We start from the raw sequence: 19,513 nt of genomic DNA, 5'->3' as shown, positions 1-19,513 counted from the left end.
ATCGCGTGACATCCAGCAATTCGCAGCGGTCACCACGGTGGATGGGTCGGATCACCCGCGCGGTCGACCGTGCTGCCACACATCACGGGGCCGCGGGATGCCCGGTTCGACGTGCGCCGGCCGGGCAAATCCGTGGACATCCGGCGTAGGGGGCGTGAGGATCGGGTGGTGGACCTGCCCGGTGGACTTCAGCTGCGTGCGGCCCGGCCGGCCGACCTCGACCAGATCGGCGGGCTGCTCGCCGACCGCGGGGACGCCGCCGACCCGGAGGACCACCGGCTGGTGGTCGAGGATCCCGGCGGCGGGTTCGACGCCTGCGGGGTCGTGGTCGACGGTGACCGGGTCGTGTCCACCGCGACGCTGCTGGACGAGACCGTCGTCCTTGGCGGCCTGCCGATCCCCGCGGGCCAGGTCGAGCTGGTCGCGACCGACCGCGCCTACGAGGGTCGTGGGCTGGTCCGCGCGCTGATGGGCTGGGCGCACGAACGGTCGGCCCGCCGCGGGCACCTGATGCAGGTGATGATCGGCATCCCCTACTTTTACCGGCAGTTCGGGTACCAGTACTCGATCCCGATCCCGCAGGGCCGGGCGGTGCTGTCCGTGCCGGCCATGCCCGACGGCTGCACGGTGCGCGCCGCCGGGCCGGACGACATCGCGGCGATGGCACAGCTGCAGGACGCGCTCCAACAGCGGTTCGACCTGCGCATGCCGCACTCGCCGGTGTGCTGGCGGGCGCTGGTCGCCCGGTCCGGCAGCACGCAGGTGGTGGTGGAGCGGGACGGGCGGGTGATCGGCACCGGCCGGGTCACCCCACCCGAGGAGGGCGTGGTCCTCGGCGAGGTCGCCGGGTCGCAGCCGGATGCGGTCGCGGCGCTGCTCGCCCACGCGGCGGACCTCGCCGGTGGCAAGCCGTTCGAGGCGAAGGACCGCGACGGGCTCCTCACGGACCACCTCGCGGCGCCGGACCCCCAGGCCCACGACCACTACGTGCGGATCCCTGACGTGGTGGCGCTGCTGGAGCACCTGCGTCCCGTGCTCTCGGCGCGGCTGGCGCACGACGACAGCGCCGATGACGTCGTCGTGTCGTTCTTCCGCCAGCACGTGCGGCTCCGTCGCGCCGCCGGCGCGGCGACCGAGGTCGTTGCGGGCGGCCCGATGCAGGGTCCCGCCTCGCACGGCGGCGCGGGCGTGGCACCGGACCAGATCGGGCCGCTGCTGTTCGGCCCGCACGGCATCGCCGGGCTCGCCGCCCGGCACGCCGACGTCTACCCGGGTCCGAACGCCGAGCTGATGCGGGCGCTGTTCCCGCCGGTGACCGCCGACCTGCTGACGTTCTACCTGCCCTGACCGGCCGCGACAATTGCCCGCGGGGAACCGTTCAGGTGCCACGAGGTTGCGCCGATGGTCTCAGCGTCACACGGACGCGACGGACCACAGGGGGCACGGATGAACAGCACCGCGATCACGAAGGCGCTCACGCTCGCCGGTTTCACCGCCATCGCCGGCATCAGCACGATGATCGGGTCGGCGGCCGCGCACGCCACCGTCACCGACCACGGCGTGTACGCCCGCCACGGTGTCATCTACATCAAGGACGGCACCCGCACGGTGCGGCTCACCGAGGACGAGGTCAGCTCGCAGCCCCGCCTCTCCCCCGACGGCACCAGCATCACCTACGTGCACAACGGCACCGTGTGGGTCATGGCCGCCGACGGCGCCGGCAAGCACCAGGTCAGCGACCGCACCGGAACCGCACCCGTGTGGTCACCGGACGGCACCTCGATCACGTACACGGCGCAGTCCTGCACCGGCGCTCCGGGCACCTTCCGCGTCGGCACCGACGGCGGCACCGCCTCCGAGCCGATCCTGCCCGCCGCCTGCCGCGACGAGGCCACCCCGCAGATGGGCTACATCACCGACCAGCCCGGCACCGGCCCGCAGGCGTAACCCCGAACTACGGCTCGGTCGGCGGCTCCAGCGCCGAATACCGGGCCCGGCGATGGTTGAAGTGCGCCAGGTGCACGGTGGTGCCGTCGACGTCGAGCTCCATCGGCGGCGGATCGGAGACCCGCAGCCACCGCCGCGGGCTGTCCACCTCGGCCTCCAGGACCCTGGTCGCCAGCGCCTCCGCCCACCGCTGCGACGAGCCGAGCGTGTCGTGCAACATCCTGGTCATGCCATCGAGCCGCCGCAGCAGTGCCGGGCTGTAGACCGCCCTGGCCCGCGGATGCTCCAGATGGATCCGCGGCACGATGACCCGGACGGGCCTGCGGGTGCGCCGAGCCGGACCGACGACCCACAGCCGTTCGCCGCCGTCGCCGCTCCACGGCCGCGACACCCACACCTTCGTGCCACCGGTGAACTGTTTGAGCCCGCTGCGCACCTCGAGGTCCTCGCCGTGCAGCCGCTCCCGCACCACGTTGGCGACCACACCCCAGCCGAGCAGCTCCCCCGACGGCACCGCGTCGATCGCCGTGTCGAGGGCCGGCTCCGCCAGCAGCTCCGCGCACCGCTGCCCGCCGGCCCGCACCGCCTGCTCGAACACCGGCAGCGTCCAGCGCCGCAGCCCCGCCGAGCCGCTGCCGCCGTGCTCCAGCAGCGTCCGCAGCAACCCGATCGCCTGCTCCCCGACGCCTTCGGGAGCCTGCACGTCGAGCTTCACCTCATCGGGCCCGAGCCGCCAGCGCCGAAACCGGTCGACCTCGACGCGGCCGTCGAGCCGCCACGGCTCGCGCCGGCCCGGACTGAGCGCGTCGAGCAGCTCGACCACGGCCGGCCACGCCAGATCGGTGGACACGATCACCGCCCCAGTATCGTCGTCCCGTGAGCATCGAGTGGGCCGGGCACACCGTCGAGGTGGACGGCGCCCCGGCAGACCTGGATATGGCGGGGTTCGACGCCCTCGCGCGGCAGGCGATGCGGGACGACGGCGCCGACCTGATGGGTGACTACCTCGACTTCGACGGCGCCGAGGACATGCTGCGGGCGGTGTTCGGCACGGGCGATGTCGACACCGCGACGTTCCTCGCCGCGATGCGCCTGGTCCGCGTCGGCCTGTATCCGCAGGATCCCGGTGCCGCCGCGGTCTTCGACTACACGCTGGGCCGGGACCTGACCGACCACGTCGTCGCCGTGACCTTCGACGGCACCGGACGAATTCACGGCGTCGCGGTCGAAAGCTGACCGGGTGCGGTTGACTCTCCCACTATGGGAGACCCGAGGGTGGACCGTGTGCACGCGGACGATACGACCCTGTGGAGCATCGGCGACCTGGCGAAACAGACCGGGCTGTCGGTGAAGCTGATCCGGCACTGGTCCGACATCGGGGTGGTGCCGCCGACGCAGCGCACCCCGACCGGCTACCGCCGCTACGACGCGCGGGCCGTCGCCCGCCTCGAACTGGCGCGGACGCTGCGCGACCTCGGGCTGGGCATGGCCGCGATCCGCGGCGTCGTCGACCGCGAGCGGAGCCTGGCCGAGGCCGCGGCGGTCCACGCCGACGCGATCGAGGCGCAGATCCGCACGCTCCGGCTGCAGCAGGCCGTGCTGCGGTCGGTCTCGCGCAAGACGTCCACCGCCGAGGAGCTCGCCGACATGACCCGCCTGGCCCGCCTGACCGCCGCCGAACGCACCGCCGTCATCCACGACTTCGTGACGGAGGCGCTCGGCGACCTCGACGTCCCCGCGTACCGCGACGGGCTCCTCGCCGCCACCCCGGACCTGCCCGAGCAGCCGAGCACCGAGCAGCTCGACGCGTGGGTCGAGCTGGCCGGCCTGGTGCGGACCCCGCAGCTGCGCGCCGGGTTCGCGCGGATGGCCGCGTACGCCGCCGAACACGCGCCCGGCGAGCACGACGAGCGGGAGCTCGCGGCAGTCCGGGACCTCACCGACCTGTGGGTGGAGCGGGTCACGGCGGCCGTCGACGGCGGGATCATGCCGGACTCGCCGGCCGCGGACCCGGTCGTGGCCGGCATCGTCGAGGCGTGGATCCCGACCCAGGCCCGCACCGACCTGCGCCTCGACGGTGACGGCGCGCAGGCCCGGCGGCGGCTGCTGGAGCAGCTGGAGGTCGCCGCGGATCCCGGCGTCGAGCGGTACTGGCAGCTGCTGTGCGTCATCAACGGCTGGCCGGTCCGCCCGAGCCTGGCGACCGCCGGGGAGTGGCTGATGACGGCGTTGCGCGCGAACCCCGCCCCGGGCGCCCGCGCCGCCGGCATCGCCGCGATGCTGGACGACGACGCAACCGACCCGGCGCGCCTGCTCGACGGCTGTACCCGCGTCCTGGCCGAGGTGGAGCGGCTCGTCGCCGGCGTGCACCCGGACCGGTTCGGCGACCCGACCCCGTGCGCCGGGTGGGACGTGCGGACCGTGCTGAACCACCTGGTGTGGGAGAACCTGCTGTGGACCAGCCTCGCCGAGGGTGCCCCGCGCGCCGACTTCGCCGCCGACCACCTCGGCGACGACCACGTGGCCGCGTTCCGCACGGCCGCCGCGGCGACCCTGGCCGCGTTCGGCCGGCCCGGCATGCTCCGGCAGCGGTACGGCGACGCGCCCGGCTGGCGGCTGGTCGAACAGGTCGTCATCGAGATGCTCGTGCACGGCTGGGACCTGGCGACCGCGACCGGCCGGTCGACGGACCTCGCCCCGGACGTCGCCGCGGCCACCCTGCCGGCCGTCCAGGCGATGTACGGCGCGCTGCCCCGGACCCCCGGCGGCTCGTTCGCCCCCGAACAACCTGTGCCCGCCGACGCGACCGCCACGGACCGGCTCGCCGCGTACCTCGGCCGCCGCGTCCCTACTGGTCGCCGTCCATGACGAGGATCAGGGAGTCGCCGGCCGGGACCCGCGCGACCCAGGCGGCCAGCAGGTCGAGGTGCTCGGCCAGCTCCTCGCGGGCGTCGTCGATGTCATCGAGGGGGTCGCCGTCGGTGTCGACGAACACCGCGTCCGGCAGTGCCGCCTGCCACTCGGGTCCGCCGGACCCGGTCAGCGCGCCGAACTCGGCGGCGACCGCGGCGAGCGCGGGCGGCGCCAGCTCCGTCACGACCGGCCAGGTCGACCTCGGCTGAGTGCCCCGCGGCCACGGCCATGCCACGTTCGACGTCTCCCACAGGCCCGCGAGCGTGGTGAGGCCGAGCGCCGTGAACACCGGCCGCCACGCGAGCGCCATGGTTTCCTGCAGCCAGATCGCCTGCTGGTCGTACACCGGAATCCCGACAGCGCCCAGCAACGGGACCAGCACACGGGTCACGTCACCGGCGTGCTGCTCGTCGAGGCGCCCGGCGAGCACGTCACCGGCGAGCTGCGCCGTGGTCATGCCCGGCCAGGTGTGCGCGAGGTGGAAGTCGAGGTCGGCCACCGCGCCGGGCTCCTTGCCGAGCAGGTCGTCGGGGTCCTGCCCGGACCCGACGAGCGCCCACAACCGGTCCGCGGCAACGCTGAACCCGAGTACTTCCCGCTCCGACATGCCATCAGGCTAACCCGGCCGCTGGACGGAACGGCGCCGCCCCGTGTATTACTGTCCTAGTACACGAGGACGCGGGGTGGTGGAGGTGTGATGTTCGCATTCCGGTTGGACGCCAGATCCGGGGTACCGACGTATCTGCAGCTCGTCGAGCAGGTGCGCAGTGCCCTGCTCCTGGGCTACCTCGAGGACGGCGACCAGCTGCCGCCGGTGCGGGACGTCGCCGCCGCCCTGGTCATCAACGCCAACACGGTGGCGAAGGCCTATCGGGAGCTCGAACACGCCGGGCTCGTCGCGCCCCGGGCCGGGCAGGGGACCTACGTGGTCGGCTCCGTCGACCCGGTCCCACCCGCGACGTATGCCCGGCTGTCGCGTGACCTGCGCCGCTGGCTCACAGCGGCCCGCGAGGCCGGGCTCGACCAGGACCAGATCCGGGCCATGGTCGCCCTGGGCATGCAGGACGAGCAGACCGGCGCCGGTGCGGCATGACCGGCGAACCCGCGCTGCGCGCGACCGGCCTCGGCAAGCGGTACGGCCGCCGCGCCTGGGGTCTGCGCGACTGCACCCTGGATCTGCCTGCCGGGCGGATCATCGGGCTGGTCGGCGGCAACGGCGCCGGCAAGACCACGCTGCTGCAGCTGGCGATCGGCCTGCTGCGACCGACCGAGGGCAGCGTGTCGATGTTCGGCCGGCCGATGCGGATGGACCGGCCGGACGGGCTGGCGCAGGTCGGCTTCGTCGCGCAGGACCACCCGCTGTACCGCGGGTTCACCGTCGCCGACATGCTGCGCTACGGCGCCGCCATGAACCCGCGCTTCGACCTGGTCGAGGCCCGGCACCGCCTCGGCGAGCTCGACATCCCGCTGGACCGGCGCACCGGCGCGCTGTCCGGCGGGCAGCAGGCGCAGGTCGCGCTGAGCCTCGCGCTGGCGAAACGGCCCCGGCTGCTGGTCCTCGACGAGCCGGTGGCCAGCCTCGACCCGCTCGCCCGCCGCGACGTGATGCGGATGCTGGTCACGGCCGTCGCCGAACGCGACCTGACCGTGCTGCTGTCCTCACACGTCGTCGCCGAGCTGGAGCGGCTCTGCGACCACCTGGTGCTGCTGCACCGCGGGCGGGTCCGGCTCACCGGCGACATCGAGGACCTGCTCGCCGAGCACCAGCTGCTGACCGGCCCGCGCAGCGACGCGGCCGCGGGCCTGCCTGGGGTCATCGCCGTGACCCACGGCCGGCGGCACAGCAACGTGCTCGTCCGGCAGTCGGCGGCGCCGACGCACCCGCGCTGGCAGGCGCACCCGGTGAGCCTGGAGGACCTCGTCCTGGCCTATCTCGAACGACCCTTGGAGGGCTGAGCGATGCTGTGGGTCACCTGGCGCCAGCACCGCGCCGAACTGTTCGCCGCCGCCGTCCTGCTGGTCCTGATCGCGGCACCGCTGCTGTGGACCGGCTTCGCGATGCACGCGGAGTACCGGGCCGACGGCGTCGCCGGCTGCGTCGCCGACCCGTCCACCCGGCCGGGCTGCGAGCCGCTGATCCAGGCGTTCGCCGACCGGCACGCCGAATGGGGACGCCGGCTGATGTGGACCGCGTTCCTGCCCGCCCTCGCCGGCGTCTTCGTCGGCGCGCCGCTGCTGGCCCGGGAGTTCGAGCAGGGCACCTGGCGGCTCGCCTTCACCCAGAGCGTCTCCCGGACCCGCTGGACGGTCACCAAGCTGACCCTGGTCGGTGTGACCGTGGCGGCGATGACCGCCACGGTCGCCGCGCTGCTCGCCTGGTGGCGGGGGCCGCTCGACGACATCCACGGCCGGCTGAACGCCACCTCGTTCGTCATCGCCGGGCCGAGCCTGACGTCGGCGGCGCTGTTCGCGTTCGCGCTGGGCGTGCTCGCCGGGGCGCTGCTGCGGCACACCATCGTGGCGATGGCCGCCACTCTGACCGGGTTCCTCGCCGTGCGGCTCACCCTAGAGGAGTACGTCCGGCCGCATTACCGCCCGCCGCTGGTCCGCGTCACCGAGCCGGGCGCCGTGGACACCCCCGGCACCGACTGGACAGTGGCCGACGGCTGGGTCGACCGGACCGGCCGGCTGGTCCCCGAGCACGAACGGGTGGCCGTCGTGCGGCAGCTCGCCGGCTCCGGCGGTTCGGTCGACCGGTACCTGCTGGAGCACGGCCTGCTGCACCGCACCGAATACCACCCGGACAGCAGCTTCTGGCCGTTCCAGGCGATCGAGTCCGGGCTCTTCGTGACGCTGGCCGCCGTGCTGCTGGCCGCCGCGGTCTGGCTCACCCGCCGCCGGACCTGACCTCACGCCAGGACGACCTTCTCCAGCACGGCGATGGGGGTACGCCACTGCTCGGCGTCGTCGTAGTTGCCGGCGGTGATCGCCACGGCGAGATCGAGGTCCGGCACGACGGCGAGCCGCTGGCCGCCGTTGCCCGCGGCCATCACCACCCGGCGGCCGGCGATCGTCTCCAGGTACCAGTGGTAGCCGTAGCCGGCGCCCCAGTCGGTCTTCAGCCGCGGCTGGACCATCGTGCGGATCCAGTCGGCCGGGACCACCCGCCGGCCGTCCCACTCCCCCTCGGCGAGCACCAGCTCGCCGATCCGCGCCAGGTCACGCGGCGCGAGCCGCAACCCGGACGCCGCCGACGCGACCCCGTCGGTGCCGGCCATCCACTCGACGTGCTCGATGCCCAGCGGGTCGAACAGCGCGGCCTGCCCGTACTCGGCGAGGGGCTTGCCCGTCCCGTCGGCGATGAGCTGCCCGAGCAGCGCCGAGGCGCCGCCGCAGTAGCCCCACCGGATGCCGGGCGCCTCGACGACCGGCCGTTCCAGCACGTACCGGTACCGGTCCGGGGCCAGCTCCATCGCGATCTCGGCGTTGGCGGGGCTGTCGTACGGGATGTCCTCGCGCCATTCGAGCCCGAGCGACATCGTGAGCGCATGCTCGACCGTGAGCCGGGCCCGGTCGGCGTCGGCGGCCAGGTCCGGGTACTGAGGAAACTGTTGCAGCAGCGGCGCCAGCGGTCCGGGAACGCGACCGTCGCCGAGCGCGATGCCGTACAGCAGCGCGGTCACGCTTTTCGTCACCGACCGCACGTCGTGCAGCGTGTCCGGGCCGAACCGCACGACACCCAGCGACCGCTCCCAGGCGAAGTCCTCGCCCTCGCCGTAGTGCTCCAGCACGGTACGGCCGCCGCGCACCGCCACGACCGCGTGCAGACCGTCCAACTGCCCGGCGTCGAGCGCCTCCCCAAGGCGGTCCCGCAACTGCGACATCCACGACCATCCCTTCGATACGCAACACTGTGCACAACGTCCACAGGATCTTCGCAAATCTCACCGCCCCACGTCTCTACGCTCACCTGATGATCGATGGCGATGGACGTGGGTCACGGCTCAGCGGCTTCTGGGCCTGCCTCACCGGCGGCGCGGCGATCGCGCTGCTGCTGGTGTTCCTCGACCCCGTGATGCGCCAGGAGGACTGCCCCAACTACGGCGCCAACGGCAACGCGAGCGCCTTCGCCAACGCCGACTGGGATCTCTGGTTTCCGCTGGTACTGCTGAGCTGGTGGGCCCTGATCGCCATGGAACAGGTGCTGCCGCTCACCCACCGGCACCGCGGCCGTGTCGAGATCGCCGCCCGCGGGGTGTGTGCACTCGCACTGGCCGTCGTCAGCTCGTGCTGCCTGCTGATGAATGTCGCGCTGGTGTGCCACTGACGCCGTGGCAGGCTGGACGGGATGAGGAGTCGGGCTGGAACGGTCGGGGCGTTCGCGAGGCTGGGTGTGCTGTGCGTGGCGGTGTCCGTGGTCCTGTACGGCGTGCTGCACGTGGTGCCGCCGTCGGCCGGGCTGGACTGGAGCAGCCGCACGATCAGCCAGTACGCGTTGCTGTCCAACGGCTGGGTGTTCGACGTGGCGACGCTGCTGCTGGCCGCCGGGTCGTTCGCCGTGCTGGTCGCGTTGCTGCGGGCCGGGCTGGTCCGCGGCGCGGCGGTCGCAGCACTGCTGCTGTGGGTGGGTGGGCTCGTCGGCGTGGTGTGGTTCGAGAAGCACAACTGGGCGGCCGGCCCGTCGATGAGCGGCGACATCCACCGCGTCGCGAGCCTGGTCGCGTTCCTCAGCCTGCCCGCGGGCGCATTGCTGGCCGCGACGCCGTGGCTGCGGGGTGTCCGGGCCACGCAACCCGCCCGGCTGGTCGCGCTCGGCGGCCTGGTGTCGCTGCTGTGCTTCTCGCCGATCCTGTGGGCGCTGGTGTCCGAGTCGTGGACCGGGGTGCGCTGGTGGCGGGCCATCCCGCTCGGCGGCGTGGAGCGGCTGCTCGGCGTCGCCGAGGTTGTCACGGTGCTGTTGCTGGCGTGGTGGGCGGTGCGGGCGACCCGCCCCCCGCTCATGAGTGCCGCACGGTGACGACCTGACCGTCGCCCTCGCGGGTGAGCACGTACTCGTCGCCGGGTTCGACCTCGCCGACGTGGTCCGTCCGGCGGGTGAACAGGGTGCGTGACGTGGCCAGCGGGCCGGCCATCGTCGTGAGCTCCAGAAAGCCCCGCCCGCGCAGGTACTCGTGCAGCCGCGGGTTGCCCGGCCAGGCGGCGACGTGCAGCGACGCGCTGCCGCACAGGCCGGCGTGCAGGCGGGCCCAGCCGAGGATCTGCGCGCCGAGGTGCCGGCCCGCCAGGGCGCGCCGCACCGCGAGCCGGGACAGGTCCATGGAGCGGGCGTCGGCGCCGGTGGTGAGGGTGACGGTCCCGGCGATCTCACCCGTCGGCGTGCGCACCAGCCACACGTCGCCGCGGGCGACCGTCAGCGCGACCGTGTCCCGCTCGGACGGCCACAGCAGCCACTGCTGCAGGCCCCGGTCTCGCAGCCAGTCGACGCTCTCGTCGAGGAGGTCGAGCACGGCGGGCACCTCGTCGGGTCCGGCGCGGCGGACCGTCAGCGGCCCCTCCGGGAGCGGCCGGCGATCCCAGGCACGCCGCCCTGTGCTCCGCACGCGCGGCGTCAGGGTCGGCGGCGGCGACCGGTCCCCGGCGGCCTCGCGTTCCACGTGGTCGAGGAACCACAGCGTCAGCCGGATGTTGGCGAGCTGGTCGCCCGGATCGACGTAGTTCAGCGCGCCGTCGGTGATGCTGTCGGCCGAGTCGTACCGGTGCGCCTCGTCGGCCAGTTCCCACAGTGCGTCACCGCACGCCTTGAACATGTTGATGTCGAGGGGGCCGTCATATTGTCGGATGGCGTCGTCCTCACGCCCGGGCCACCATTCGCGGTCCAGGACCACGGCGGCGTCCCGGACATCCTCGCCGGCCGCCGCCCGCACGGTGAGCCCGACGATGTCGTCGACGATGCGGCGGTACGCCTCGGGCAGGTCATCCTGATGGAACAGCCGCTGGTATCCGTCATGAACAGGGCGAAGCAGCGCAGGTATGCGTCCGGGGGCAGCGATGCCAGCCGGTCGTTCAGTCGCCGCCACAGCTCCCACTCGTCGAGCCAGGCCAGCTCCTCGTCCGTCGGCTCGGCCATCGGCACAGGATGTCAGGGGGTTGCCCGGCAGCCACTATACTCAGTATCATACCGAGCATGATATCGAGTTCGGTGACGGCATGAGCATCCGGCATGCGCTGTTGGCGCTGCTCAGTGAGGGTCCGAAGTATGGGCTGCAGCTGCGCGAGGAGTTCGAGGCGCGCACCGGTGAGGTGTGGCCGCTCAACGTCGGGCAGGTGTATACGACCCTGCAGCGGCTGGAGCGTGATGGCCTCGTCGAGTCCGACGACGACGCCGACCCGGGGCCGCAGAAGGGGTTCCGGATCACCGTCGACGGCGCCGACGAGCTGGCCGGGTGGCTGCGCACGCCGCCCGACATGGCCTCCCCGCCCCGCGACGAGCTGGTCATCAAGGTCCTGGTCGCGGTGCGGCTGCCCGGCGTCGACGTGCACGACGTGATCCAGACGCACCGGCGCTACCTGGTGGAGCTGATGCAGCAGTGGACCCGGCTCAAGGAGGAGGAGGCCGAGTTCGACATCGGCCTCGCGCTGGTCGTCGACGCCGAGCTGTACCGGCTGGACGCCGTCGTGCAATGGCTGGACACGGCCGACGGGCGATTGAAGCGGGCCGCGCTGGAACCACCGCCCGTCAGAACATCAGATGTCGCGCCGCAGATCCGGCGCAGGGCGGGGGTCCGGCGATGAGCGGGGTGCTGGAGCTGCGTGGGGTCTCGAAGACCTACCTGGACGGCTCCGACGAGGTGCACGCGCTGCGTGACGTGGACCTCGTCGTCGAGGCCGGCAAGATGGTGGCGGTGATGGGGCCCAGCGGCTCGGGCAAGAGCACGCTGCTCACCATCGCCGGCGCCCTGGAGTCGGCGACCAGCGGCGAGGTGCTCGTCGCCGGTCAGCCGCTGTCGTCGATGTCGCGCGACGACAAGAGCCGGCTGCGCCGGCGCGCGATCGGCTACGTGTTCCAGGACTTCAACCTGCTGCCGGGGCTGACCGCGGTGGAGAACGTGGCGCTGCCGCTGGAGCTGGACGGGACGAAGGCCGGCAAGGCGCGCGTCGCGGGGATGCGCGCCCTGGAGGAGCTGGGACTGTCCGACCGTGCGACCCGCTTCCCCGACCAGCTCTCCGGCGGCGAGCGGCAGCGGGTGGCGATCGCCCGGGCCATCGTCGGGGATCACCGGCTGCTGCTCGCCGACGAGCCGACCGGCGCCCTCGACTCGACCAACGGTGAAGCGGTGATGCGGCTGATCCTGGCCGCGTGCAAGCGCGGGATGGCCGCGGTGGTGGTCACGCACGACGCGCAGCTCGCGTCGTGGGCCGACCGGGTGCTGTTCATCCGCGACGGCCGCGTGGTCGACCGGACCTCGCCCCGCCCCGGACCTGACTCGCTGCTCGCCGAGGAGCCGGCGCGATGAGCGTCGCCGTGGAGGACCGGCCGCTGGTCCTCGGGAAGGGGCACGGTGGCATGCCCGCCCGGCGGGCCGTGGTGCGGTGGGCGTGGCGGCTGTTCCGCCGGGAGTGGCGCCAGCAGTCGCTGGTGCTGGCGCTGCTGCTGGTCGCGATCGCGGCCACCACGGTCGGGCTCGGCGCGGCCGCCAACACCGCGGGCGGGCAGGCCTCGACGTTCGGCACCGCAAACTACCTGGCGATGCTGGGCAGCAGCACGGGCGCGAAGGTGGACGCCGACATCGCCACGCTGCGCGCCTCGTTCGGCACGATCGACGTGATCCGGCACCAGAAGATCCCGGTGCCGGGCTCCGCGAACGCGGTCGACCTGCGCGACCAGGACCCGAACGGCCCGTACGGCCAGTCGATGCTGCGGCTCGACGCCGGCCGGTACCCGACCGGACCTGACGAGATCGCGGTCACCGATCGCGTGGCGAAGCTCTTCAACCTGCAGCTGGGCGGCACCTGGGACCAGGGCGGCCGGCGCCGCACCGTGGTCGGCCTGGTCGAGAACCCACTCGACCTGCGATCCCGATTCGCGCTCGTCGCCCCGGGCCAGCTCAGCGCGGCGGACAGCGTGACCGTGCTGATCCGGGCGACGGAGTCGCAGTTCTCCGCCGCGAAACGGCCGGACGGCATGAACGTCAACGTGCGCGGCTACGAGCAGGAGGCCGCAGGCAGCATCATGGTGCTCATCCTCGCCACGATCGGGCTGATGTTCGTCGGCCTGCTCGCGGTGGCCGGGTTCACCGTCATGGCCCAGCGCCGGCTGCGCTCGCTCGGCATGCTCGGCGCGATCGGCGCGAGCCACCGGCACATCCGCCTCGTCCTGGTGGCCAACGGCGCCGTCATCGGCGTGGCCGGCGCGCTCGCCGGCGCCGCGGCCGGGATCGCCGGCTGGTTCGCGCTCGGGCCGCAGCTTGAGCCGCTGCTCGGGCACCGCGTCGACCGCTTCCAGCTGCCGTGGCTGCCGCTGCTCGGCGCGGTGCTGCTGGCGATCGTGACCGCGGTCTGCGCGGCGTGGTGGCCGGCCCGCGGCGCGGCGCGGGTGCCCGTCGTCGCTGCCCTGTCGGCGCGCCCGGTGCCGCCGCGGCCCGCGCGCCGGTTCGCCGCGCTCGGCGCGGTGCTGCTGGCCGCCGGGCTCGGCGCGCTGATCCTGGCGAAGCAGACCAGGCCGCCGTACATCATCGGTGGTGTCCTGGGCACCGCCTTCGGGTTGCTGCTGCTCGCTCCGGTGGGCGTCGCCGTCGCGGGCCGCCTCGCCCGGCTCGTTCCCCTGGCGCCCCGGCTGGCACTGCGCGATCTGGCCCGGTACCGGGCGAGGTCGAGCGCCGCCCTCGCCGCGATCAGTCTCGCCGTGGGCATCGCCGCCGTCGTCACCCTCAGCGCCGGGGTGTCCGTCGCCAAGGCGCAGGTGCCGACGGGCGGCAACCTGCCCTCCGATCAGGCCATCGTGTGGCTGTCCGAGCACGCGCTGGATGGGCCGCAGCCGACGCTGACGCAAGGCCAGGTCGACAGCGCGCGGCAGCGGGCCGACGCCATCGCCGCCGAGCTGCACGCCACGTCGGTGCTGCCGCTGCAGACGCTGGTGAACACGGCAGGGCCGAACGAAAACGGTGGCTATCCCGCGATGTGGCTGGCCCAGCCGCACCCGATCACGGAAGGGGGGCGCACCGGCGTCAGTTACAGCAGCAACGGGGCGATCAAGCTGTTCCTGGCCACGCCGGAGGTGCTCACGCACTACGGGATCGACCCGGCGAGCATCGCCGCGGACACGGACGTGGTCACGTCACGGGCCAGCGTCGACGGCTACGACCTGATCCCCGTCGGCCGGGACGTCCAATGGCACCCGAAGGTGCAGCACGTGGCGCTGCCGGCGTACACGTCGCTGCCGGGCACCCTGATCACCCAGCGGGTCCTGGAGGCGCTGCAGCTCACCGCGGTCCCGGCCGGCTGGCTGATCGAGGCGCCGAAAAACCTGACCCAGGCGCAGATCGACCTGGTGGAGCAGCGGGCGCAGGCCGGTGGGCTCAGCGTGGAGACCCGTCCGACCGGCGCGGACGTGGTCCGGCTGGCCAATTACATGACCGGCGGCGGCATCGCGGTCGCCCTCGGTGTGCTCGCCATGACCGTCGGGCTGATCCGCACCGAGACGGCGCGCGATCTGCGCACCCTGGCCGCGGCCGGGGCCCGGCGCGGCACCCGGCGGGCCTTGACCGCCGCGACCGCCACGGCGCTCGCGCTGCTCGGCGCGGTGCTCGGCGTGGCCGGTGCCTACCTGGCGCTGCTGGCCTGGCACCACCGCGACCCGCACTGGCTGGGGCACGTGCCGGTGCTGAACCTCGCCGCGATCCTGATCGGCCTGCCGCTGATCGCGTATGTCGGCGGCTGGCTGCTGGCCGGGAAGGAACCGCCGGCCCTGTCGAGGCAGCCGCTCGAATGAACGAGTGGGGCGCGGGGACCGCCGACGATCCCCGCGCCCCGTACCTCAGCTGTAGACCTCGAACTCGAACAGCGAGTAGCCCCACGCGGTGGCGCGGGTCGTGCCGTTGATCCGCACGTACCGGCCGGTCGCGTTGAGCGCCGTGTTGTCGTCGACCCCACCGTTGCCGCCGGTCACCGTGCGCACCGTCGTCCAGTTGGTACCGTCCGCGGACGTCTGGATTTGGTACGCCGAACCGTACGCCGCCTCCCAGGTCAGCTTGACCCGGTTGATCGCGTAGGACTGGCCGAGGTCGACCCGGATCCACTGCGGATCCGAGAACGTGCTCGCCCACCGGGTGGTCAGCGAACCGTCGAAGGCCGCCGACGCCGGGGTGCCGGCGTTCTCGATGCTCGACGCCGTCGCCGGCTTGTTGAGCGCCAGGTTGCTCGCCGGCGGCTGGGTGGTGCCACCGCCGTACACCTCGAGCTCCCACAGCGAATAGCCGTATGCGGTGCCACGGGCGGTGCCGTTGATCCGCAGGTAGCGGCCGGTCGCGGCGAGGCCCGTGTTGTCGTCGACCCCACCGTCCCCGCCGGTCACCGTGCGCACCGTCGTCCAGTTGGTACCGTCCGCGGACGTCTGGATCTGGTACGCCGAACCGTACGCCGCCTCCCAGGTCAGCTTGACCCGGTCAATGGCGTAGGACTGGCCGAGGTCGACCCGGATCCACTGCGGATCCGAGAACGTGCTCGCCCAGCGGGTGGTGCCCACGCCGTCCACGGCGGCGGACGCCGGGGTGCCGGCGTTCTCGACGCTGGAGGCCGTCACCGGCTTGTTCAACGCCAGGTTCGCCGACGGCGGTTGCGTCGTGCCTGAGGTGAACGTGAAATCGTCGATGTCGAACAGGGAACCCGCGCCGCCGGTGAACACCAGGTACAGCTGGTGCGTGCCGGTCGGTGGGCTGATCGTCCCGGTGACGTCGACCCACGTCTCCCAGCCGCCGGTCGGGGCGACCTGCACCGTGCCGGCCACCGGGCCGGTCGGCGAGTCGACCCGCACGGTGATCGTGCCACCGACGCCGGCCGAGGCGACCCGCGCCTTGATACCGGTGGCGCCGGCCAGGTTGTACGGCGTGAACGAGATCCAGTCGTTGTTCTCGATGAACCCGACCGCGTTGCCGCCGTGCGCGCTGGCCTTCGCGGCCAGCTGGACGCCGTTCATGGTGCCGAAGTGCTCGGCCTGCCGGGTCCGCGGCTGCAGCACGTGCTGATCCTGGACCGCGACCCCGCTGACCGGTGTGTACACCGCGGCGAGCACCCCGAAGATGTTCGCGTTCGCGTCGTGCTCACCGTCCACTGTGGTCTGGATCGACCCGGTGCACCCGTTCTTGCTGGTGATCGGGTGACCGTGACTGTCGTGGCCGAGGACGTAGTTGACCACGACCCGGTTGCAGTCGATGGTGCCGGCGTTCGGATCGGTGACCCTCACCTCGAACGGCACCAGGTCGCCGAACTGGAACAGTGATCCGTCGGCCGGGGTTATCAACTGGACCGACGCCCGGCCGACCCCGATGACGGTACTGGCCGTCGCTATCTTGCCGCCGGTGTCGCGTACCGTCAGCGTCGCGGTGTACTCGCCGTTCGACGGGTAGGTGAACGTCGGGTTCGCCGCCGTGGAGTCGGTGCTGCCGTTACTGGTGAAGTCCCAGGCGTACGTGATCGCGTCGCCGTCGGGGTCGTTGCTGCCGGCCGAGCTGAACTGCACCGCCAGCGGTGCCGCGCCGGACGACGGGGTCGCGGTGACCTGGGCGATCGGTGCCCGGTTGCCGCCGCTGTTGTACTCGATGCGGTAGAGGGCCGAGTTGGCGTCGCCGCCGAACCAGGTCGTGCCGTAGTCGAGCACGTACAGGGCGCCGTCCGGCCCGAACTCCATGTCCATGATGGCGGTTCCGGTCCACGGGATCTGGGTGATCGCGCCGGCCGTGCCGTTGGCGTTGATGGCGGCCGCCTTGATCCAGCGGCTGGTGAACTCGCCGAGGAAGACCTGGCCGTTGTAGGAGGCCGGGAACTTCACGTCGGAGACCAGGTTCGGGTTGAAGTTGTAGACCGGGCCGCCCATGGGGCCGCCGCCGCCCAGCTCGGGCCGCCAGGGGCCCTGACCGCCGTAGGGCAGCCATGCGGCCTGCGACGGCGGCAGGTTGGTGATGCCGGTGTTGTTCGGCGAGTTGTTCGTCGGGCCCCCGGCGCAGTTGTACGTGCCGAGCGACGGGCCGGTCGGGAACACGTACTCGTTGTAGGGGGTGTTGTAGTTGGAGCAGTACGGCCAGCCGAAGTTGCCCGGCGCCGTGATCCGCTCGAACGAGACCGTGCCGGCGGGGCCCCGGTTCGGGTCGGCGGAGCCCGCGTCGGGTCCGTAGTCGCCGAGGTACACGACGCCGGTGGCCTTGTCGACGCTCATCCGGAACGGGTTGCGGAAGCCCATCGCGTAGATCTCAGGCTTCGTCTTCGCGGTGCCCGGCGCGAACATGTTGCCGGCCGGGATGGTGTAGCCGCCGGTCGCGCCCGGTTTGATGCGCAGCACCTTGCCGCGCAGGTCGTTGCTGTTGCCCGCGGTGCGCTGCGCGTCGTAGGCAGGGTTGTGGTCGGCCCGCTCGTCCAGCGGCGCGTAACCGCCCGAGTCGAACGGGTTGGTGTCGTCACCGGTGGACAGGTACAGGTTGCCGGCGGCGTCGAAGTCGATGTCACCGCCGACGTGGCAGCACAGCCCGCGGCTGGTCGGCACGTCGAGGATCGTCACCTGCGAGGCCGGGTCGATCGTGTTGTCGTCCCGCACGGTGAAACGGGCCAGCTTGTTGGAGCCGTTGAACGGGGCGAACTGCGCCGCCGTGCCCGTGGCCGGTGCGTCGCCGCCCGGAGTGCTCAGCGGTGGCGCGTAGTAGACGTACACCCAGTGGTTGGTGGCGAAGTTCGGGTCGGCCTTGATGCTCTGCAGACCCTCCTCGTCGTGGCTGTAGACCTGCAGCGTCATGGCGATCTTCGTGTTGCCGTTGACGTCGGTGTAGCGGATGACGCCGTCCCGCGCGGTGTGCAGCACACCCCGGTTGGGCAGCACGGTGAGACCCATCGGCTCACCGGTCTCCGCCACGCCCTTGGCCAGGTTCACCTGGCTGAACGTGCCGGCGGCGGCCACCGAGCAGTTGCCGATGTTCTGCGCGGCGTACTTGATGCCGCCGAGCAGGTGGGTGCGGAAGTTCGCCTCGGTGTAGCTCTCCTGGGTGTGGCCGAGGCCGGTGTACCAGGAGCGCCCGCCGTCATACGCCCGGCACCACGAGATGGGGTGGTCGCCGTTCATGGTGCCGCCGGTGTACGTGGCCTCGTTGAGGTTCGCGAGGACGTGCACCTGCGAGCGCGGGTTGGTGCGGTAGTTGTACAGCTCGTCGGTGCGGTTCCAGTTCGCCGGGATGCCCGCGTTGGACGGGTGCGCGGTGTCCTCGATGCGGACCGTGACCGGCTGGATCGCCGGGTGGCTGGAGAAATAGGCGCCGACGAGGTTGCCGTACCAGGGCCAGTCGTATTCGGTGTCGGCGGCGGCGTGGACGCCGACGTAGCCGCCACCCGCCCGGATGTAGCGCTCGAACGCGGCCTGCTGGTTCGCGTCGAGCACGTCGGCGGTCGTGGACAGCCAGATGACCGCCTTGAACCTGGCGAGGTTCGCGTCGGTGAACTGCGCGGCGTCCTCGGTCGCTTCGACCGTGAAGTTGTTCTGCGTGCCCAGTTGCTGGATCGCGGTGATCCCTGCCGGGATCGCGTCATGCCGGAACCCCGCGGTCTTGCTGAAGATCAGCACCGAGAAGTCGGCCGCGAATGCCGGGGCGATGTTGAAGCCTGCCCCGGCCAGCACGATGGCGACGCAGAGCAGCACTCTGCGGAACATGATCGGTTGCACCTCTCTTACGCGGTGTACGCAGTTATGCGGTTCCGCAGGAGCAGCGAACGACGTGCGCCGATCACGTCCGATCTCTGACCGCGGTCGCTCGCAAGCGGTCCTCGCGAGCGGTCCGGCGAAGCGCGCACGGCAGTGCCACCGCGCTCCGGCGGTTGATATGTCGATGTCTTGCTGGCGTCGATGCCACGCGGATGTGTGCAGCACACACCCGCACCGCGCACGCCTCGCCGAAGGCCGCGTGGTGCCGTGGGTGTTACGGGGCGGCCCGGGCACCGTTAGCGGCGGCGACCGGACCTGGGGCGGGGTCGGTTTGTCTCCTTCCACCTCGGGTGATCACTCCAGAGAGCGCTCTCTCACCGAGGTGCCGACCAGTTAAACAGACTCGCCCTCAGCCCGCAATGGTTCATCGATTACCGTTTATCAACGTCCTGGTCGATGGCACTCTGTGCCTCTCCCGGCGCGGCGCACGGCACAATGAACGGGTGCGGTTCGGCATCCTGGGCACGACGCGGGCATGGCGCGCCGACGGCCGTGAGGTCATCATCGGCGGGCCGGCGCTGCGCACGCTGCTGGTGCTCCTGCTCGCCCGCGAGGGCGAGGCCGCCGGCGTCGACAGCCTGGTGGAGGAGCTGTATGGCAAACGCCCGTCGTTCGACGCCGGGCATGCCCCTCCGCACGGGCACTGGCGAGCCGGCTGGAGGAGCGGCGGCTGACCTGCGTCGACGACCGTGTCGAGGC

General features: G+C 72.4%; 17 protein-coding genes and 1 pseudogene. 13 read left to right on the top strand and 5 right to left on the bottom strand.

Annotated features, from left to right (window positions below; translation table 11 throughout):
• Positions 1-168 precede the first annotated feature (168 nt).
• A complete protein-coding gene (locus AB0K00_RS15615; protein WP_363520918.1) occupies positions 169-1,347 on the top strand; it encodes a GNAT family N-acetyltransferase in 1,179 nt (392 codons plus the stop codon).
• Positions 1,348-1,446: 99 nt separating this feature from the next.
• The gene (locus AB0K00_RS15610) at positions 1,447-1,947 is read left to right on the top strand and encodes a hypothetical protein (RefSeq protein ID WP_363520915.1); all 501 of its coding nucleotides are present in this window, start codon (positions 1,447-1,449) and stop codon (positions 1,945-1,947) included.
• 7 nt (positions 1,948-1,954) lie between these two features.
• On the opposite strand, the gene AB0K00_RS15605 is transcribed toward AB0K00_RS15610, so the two are convergent.
• A complete protein-coding gene (locus AB0K00_RS15605; protein WP_363520912.1) occupies positions 1,955-2,803 on the bottom strand; it encodes a hypothetical protein in 849 nt (282 codons plus the stop codon).
• A 20-nt stretch (positions 2,804-2,823) separates the two neighbouring features.
• Between AB0K00_RS15605 and AB0K00_RS15600 the strand changes: the two genes are divergently transcribed.
• Together AB0K00_RS15600 and AB0K00_RS15595 are read left to right on the top strand one after the other, a co-directional pair.
• Positions 2,824-3,183 carry a DUF2004 domain-containing protein gene (locus AB0K00_RS15600; protein WP_363520909.1) on the top strand — a complete coding sequence of 120 codons (360 nt, stop codon included), beginning with the start codon at positions 2,824-2,826 and terminating at the stop codon, positions 3,181-3,183.
• 48 nt (positions 3,184-3,231) lie between these two features.
• Complete coding sequence (locus AB0K00_RS15595) at positions 3,232-4,815, top strand: TIGR03086 family metal-binding protein (protein ID WP_363520906.1); 1,584 nt, start codon at positions 3,232-3,234, stop codon at positions 4,813-4,815.
• On the opposite strand, the gene AB0K00_RS15590 is transcribed toward AB0K00_RS15595, so the two are convergent.
• The gene (locus AB0K00_RS15590) at positions 4,796-5,467 is read right to left on the bottom strand and encodes a hypothetical protein (protein ID WP_363520903.1); all 672 of its coding nucleotides are present in this window, start codon (positions 5,465-5,467) and stop codon (positions 4,796-4,798) included. The two genes, AB0K00_RS15595 and AB0K00_RS15590, sit on opposite strands and share 20 nt — an antisense overlap.
• A gap of 90 nt (positions 5,468-5,557) precedes the next feature.
• On the opposite strand from AB0K00_RS15590, the gene AB0K00_RS15585 reads away from it, so the two are divergent.
• Genes AB0K00_RS15585 through AB0K00_RS15575 form a run of 3 tightly spaced genes read left to right on the top strand, consistent with a single transcriptional unit; the run spans position 5,558 to position 7,767 of the window.
• On the top strand, positions 5,558-5,953 hold the full coding sequence (locus AB0K00_RS15585; RefSeq protein ID WP_363520900.1) for a GntR family transcriptional regulator: 396 nt from the start codon (positions 5,558-5,560) through the stop codon (positions 5,951-5,953).
• Complete coding sequence (locus tag AB0K00_RS15580; protein ID WP_363520897.1) at positions 5,950-6,816, top strand: ABC transporter ATP-binding protein; 867 nt, start codon at positions 5,950-5,952, stop codon at positions 6,814-6,816. Before AB0K00_RS15585 ends, AB0K00_RS15580 begins: the two co-directional genes overlap by 4 nt.
• 3 nt (positions 6,817-6,819) lie before the next feature.
• A complete protein-coding gene (locus tag AB0K00_RS15575) occupies positions 6,820-7,767 on the top strand; it encodes a transporter (RefSeq protein WP_363520894.1) in 948 nt (315 codons plus the stop codon).
• A 2-nt stretch (positions 7,768-7,769) separates the two neighbouring features.
• Here AB0K00_RS15575 and AB0K00_RS15570 read toward each other — a convergent pair whose 3' ends face one another.
• Entirely contained in the window at positions 7,770-8,744 is a 975-nt protein-coding gene (locus AB0K00_RS15570) for a serine hydrolase (protein WP_363520891.1), read from the bottom strand.
• An 89-nt stretch (positions 8,745-8,833) separates the two neighbouring features.
• Here AB0K00_RS15570 and AB0K00_RS15565 point away from each other — a divergent pair, with 89 nt between their 5' ends.
• Together AB0K00_RS15565 and AB0K00_RS15560 are read left to right on the top strand one after the other, a co-directional pair.
• Positions 8,834-9,187 (top strand): hypothetical protein, encoded by a 354-nt coding sequence (locus AB0K00_RS15565; protein WP_363520889.1) that lies wholly within the window; start codon positions 8,834-8,836, stop codon positions 9,185-9,187.
• Positions 9,188-9,208: 21 nt separating this feature from the next.
• Positions 9,209-9,877: a DUF998 domain-containing protein gene (locus AB0K00_RS15560; protein WP_363520887.1), complete on the top strand. Its 669-nt coding sequence runs from the start codon at positions 9,209-9,211 to the stop codon at positions 9,875-9,877.
• On the opposite strand, the gene AB0K00_RS15555 is transcribed toward AB0K00_RS15560, so the two are convergent.
• Positions 9,858-10,937 carry a hypothetical protein gene (locus AB0K00_RS15555; protein ID WP_363520884.1) on the bottom strand — a complete coding sequence of 360 codons (1,080 nt, stop codon included), beginning with the start codon at positions 10,935-10,937 and terminating at the stop codon, positions 9,858-9,860. The two genes, AB0K00_RS15560 and AB0K00_RS15555, sit on opposite strands and share 20 nt — an antisense overlap.
• Before the next feature lie 130 nt (positions 10,938-11,067).
• Between AB0K00_RS15555 and AB0K00_RS15550 the strand changes: the two genes are divergently transcribed.
• Genes AB0K00_RS15550 through AB0K00_RS15540 form a run of 3 tightly spaced genes read left to right on the top strand, consistent with a single transcriptional unit; the run spans position 11,068 to position 14,848 of the window.
• Entirely contained in the window at positions 11,068-11,652 is a 585-nt protein-coding gene (locus AB0K00_RS15550) for a PadR family transcriptional regulator (protein WP_363520881.1), read from the top strand.
• Positions 11,649-12,374: an ABC transporter ATP-binding protein gene (locus tag AB0K00_RS15545; RefSeq protein WP_363520878.1), complete on the top strand. Its 726-nt coding sequence runs from the start codon at positions 11,649-11,651 to the stop codon at positions 12,372-12,374. The genes AB0K00_RS15550 and AB0K00_RS15545 overlap by 4 nt, the downstream gene beginning before the upstream one ends.
• Positions 12,371-14,848 carry an FtsX-like permease family protein gene (locus AB0K00_RS15540; protein ID WP_363520875.1) on the top strand — a complete coding sequence of 826 codons (2,478 nt, stop codon included), beginning with the start codon at positions 12,371-12,373 and terminating at the stop codon, positions 14,846-14,848. Before AB0K00_RS15545 ends, AB0K00_RS15540 begins: the two co-directional genes overlap by 4 nt.
• 45 nt (positions 14,849-14,893) lie before the next feature.
• On the opposite strand, the gene AB0K00_RS15535 is transcribed toward AB0K00_RS15540, so the two are convergent.
• Positions 14,894-18,763, bottom strand: coding sequence for a ThuA domain-containing protein (locus AB0K00_RS15535; RefSeq protein WP_363520873.1), 3,870 nt, complete (start codon positions 18,761-18,763; stop codon positions 14,894-14,896).
• Positions 18,764-19,385: 622 nt separating this feature from the next.
• Between AB0K00_RS15535 and AB0K00_RS15530 the strand changes: the two are divergent.
• Positions 19,386-19,511 (top strand): annotated as a pseudogene (locus tag AB0K00_RS15530) (hypothetical protein); the annotation flags it as partial.
• Positions 19,512-19,513 lie beyond the last annotated feature (2 nt).

This window comes from Dactylosporangium sp. NPDC049525 (genome assembly GCF_040676755.1).
GTDB lineage: Bacteria > Actinomycetota > Actinomycetes > Mycobacteriales > Micromonosporaceae > Dactylosporangium.
This window is presented reverse-complemented; position numbering and strand designations above follow the sequence as displayed.

Excerpts from the sequence above, each read along its gene's own strand:
- AB0K00_RS15585 (WP_363520900.1), top strand. The coding sequence starts at position 5,558 with ATGTTCGCATTCCGGTTGGACGCCAGATCCGGGGTACCGACGTATCTG.
- AB0K00_RS15565 (WP_363520889.1), top strand. The coding sequence starts at position 8,834 with ATGATCGATGGCGATGGACGTGGGTCACGGCTCAGCGGCTTCTGGGCC.
- AB0K00_RS15580 (WP_363520897.1), top strand. The coding sequence starts at position 5,950 with ATGACCGGCGAACCCGCGCTGCGCGCGACCGGCCTCGGCAAGCGGTAC.
- AB0K00_RS15550 (WP_363520881.1), top strand. The coding sequence starts at position 11,068 with ATGAGCATCCGGCATGCGCTGTTGGCGCTGCTCAGTGAGGGTCCGAAG.
- AB0K00_RS15575 (WP_363520894.1), top strand. The coding sequence starts at position 6,820 with ATGCTGTGGGTCACCTGGCGCCAGCACCGCGCCGAACTGTTCGCCGCC.
- AB0K00_RS15570 (WP_363520891.1), bottom strand. The coding sequence starts at position 8,744 with ATGTCGCAGTTGCGGGACCGCCTTGGGGAGGCGCTCGACGCCGGGCAG.
- AB0K00_RS15545 (WP_363520878.1), top strand. The coding sequence starts at position 11,649 with ATGAGCGGGGTGCTGGAGCTGCGTGGGGTCTCGAAGACCTACCTGGAC.
- AB0K00_RS15590 (WP_363520903.1), bottom strand. The coding sequence starts at position 5,467 with ATGTCGGAGCGGGAAGTACTCGGGTTCAGCGTTGCCGCGGACCGGTTG.
- AB0K00_RS15540 (WP_363520875.1), top strand. The coding sequence starts at position 12,371 with ATGAGCGTCGCCGTGGAGGACCGGCCGCTGGTCCTCGGGAAGGGGCAC.
- AB0K00_RS15610 (WP_363520915.1), top strand. The coding sequence starts at position 1,447 with ATGAACAGCACCGCGATCACGAAGGCGCTCACGCTCGCCGGTTTCACC.
- AB0K00_RS15535 (WP_363520873.1), bottom strand. The coding sequence starts at position 18,763 with ATGTTCCGCAGAGTGCTGCTCTGCGTCGCCATCGTGCTGGCCGGGGCA.
- AB0K00_RS15560 (WP_363520887.1), top strand. The coding sequence starts at position 9,209 with ATGAGGAGTCGGGCTGGAACGGTCGGGGCGTTCGCGAGGCTGGGTGTG.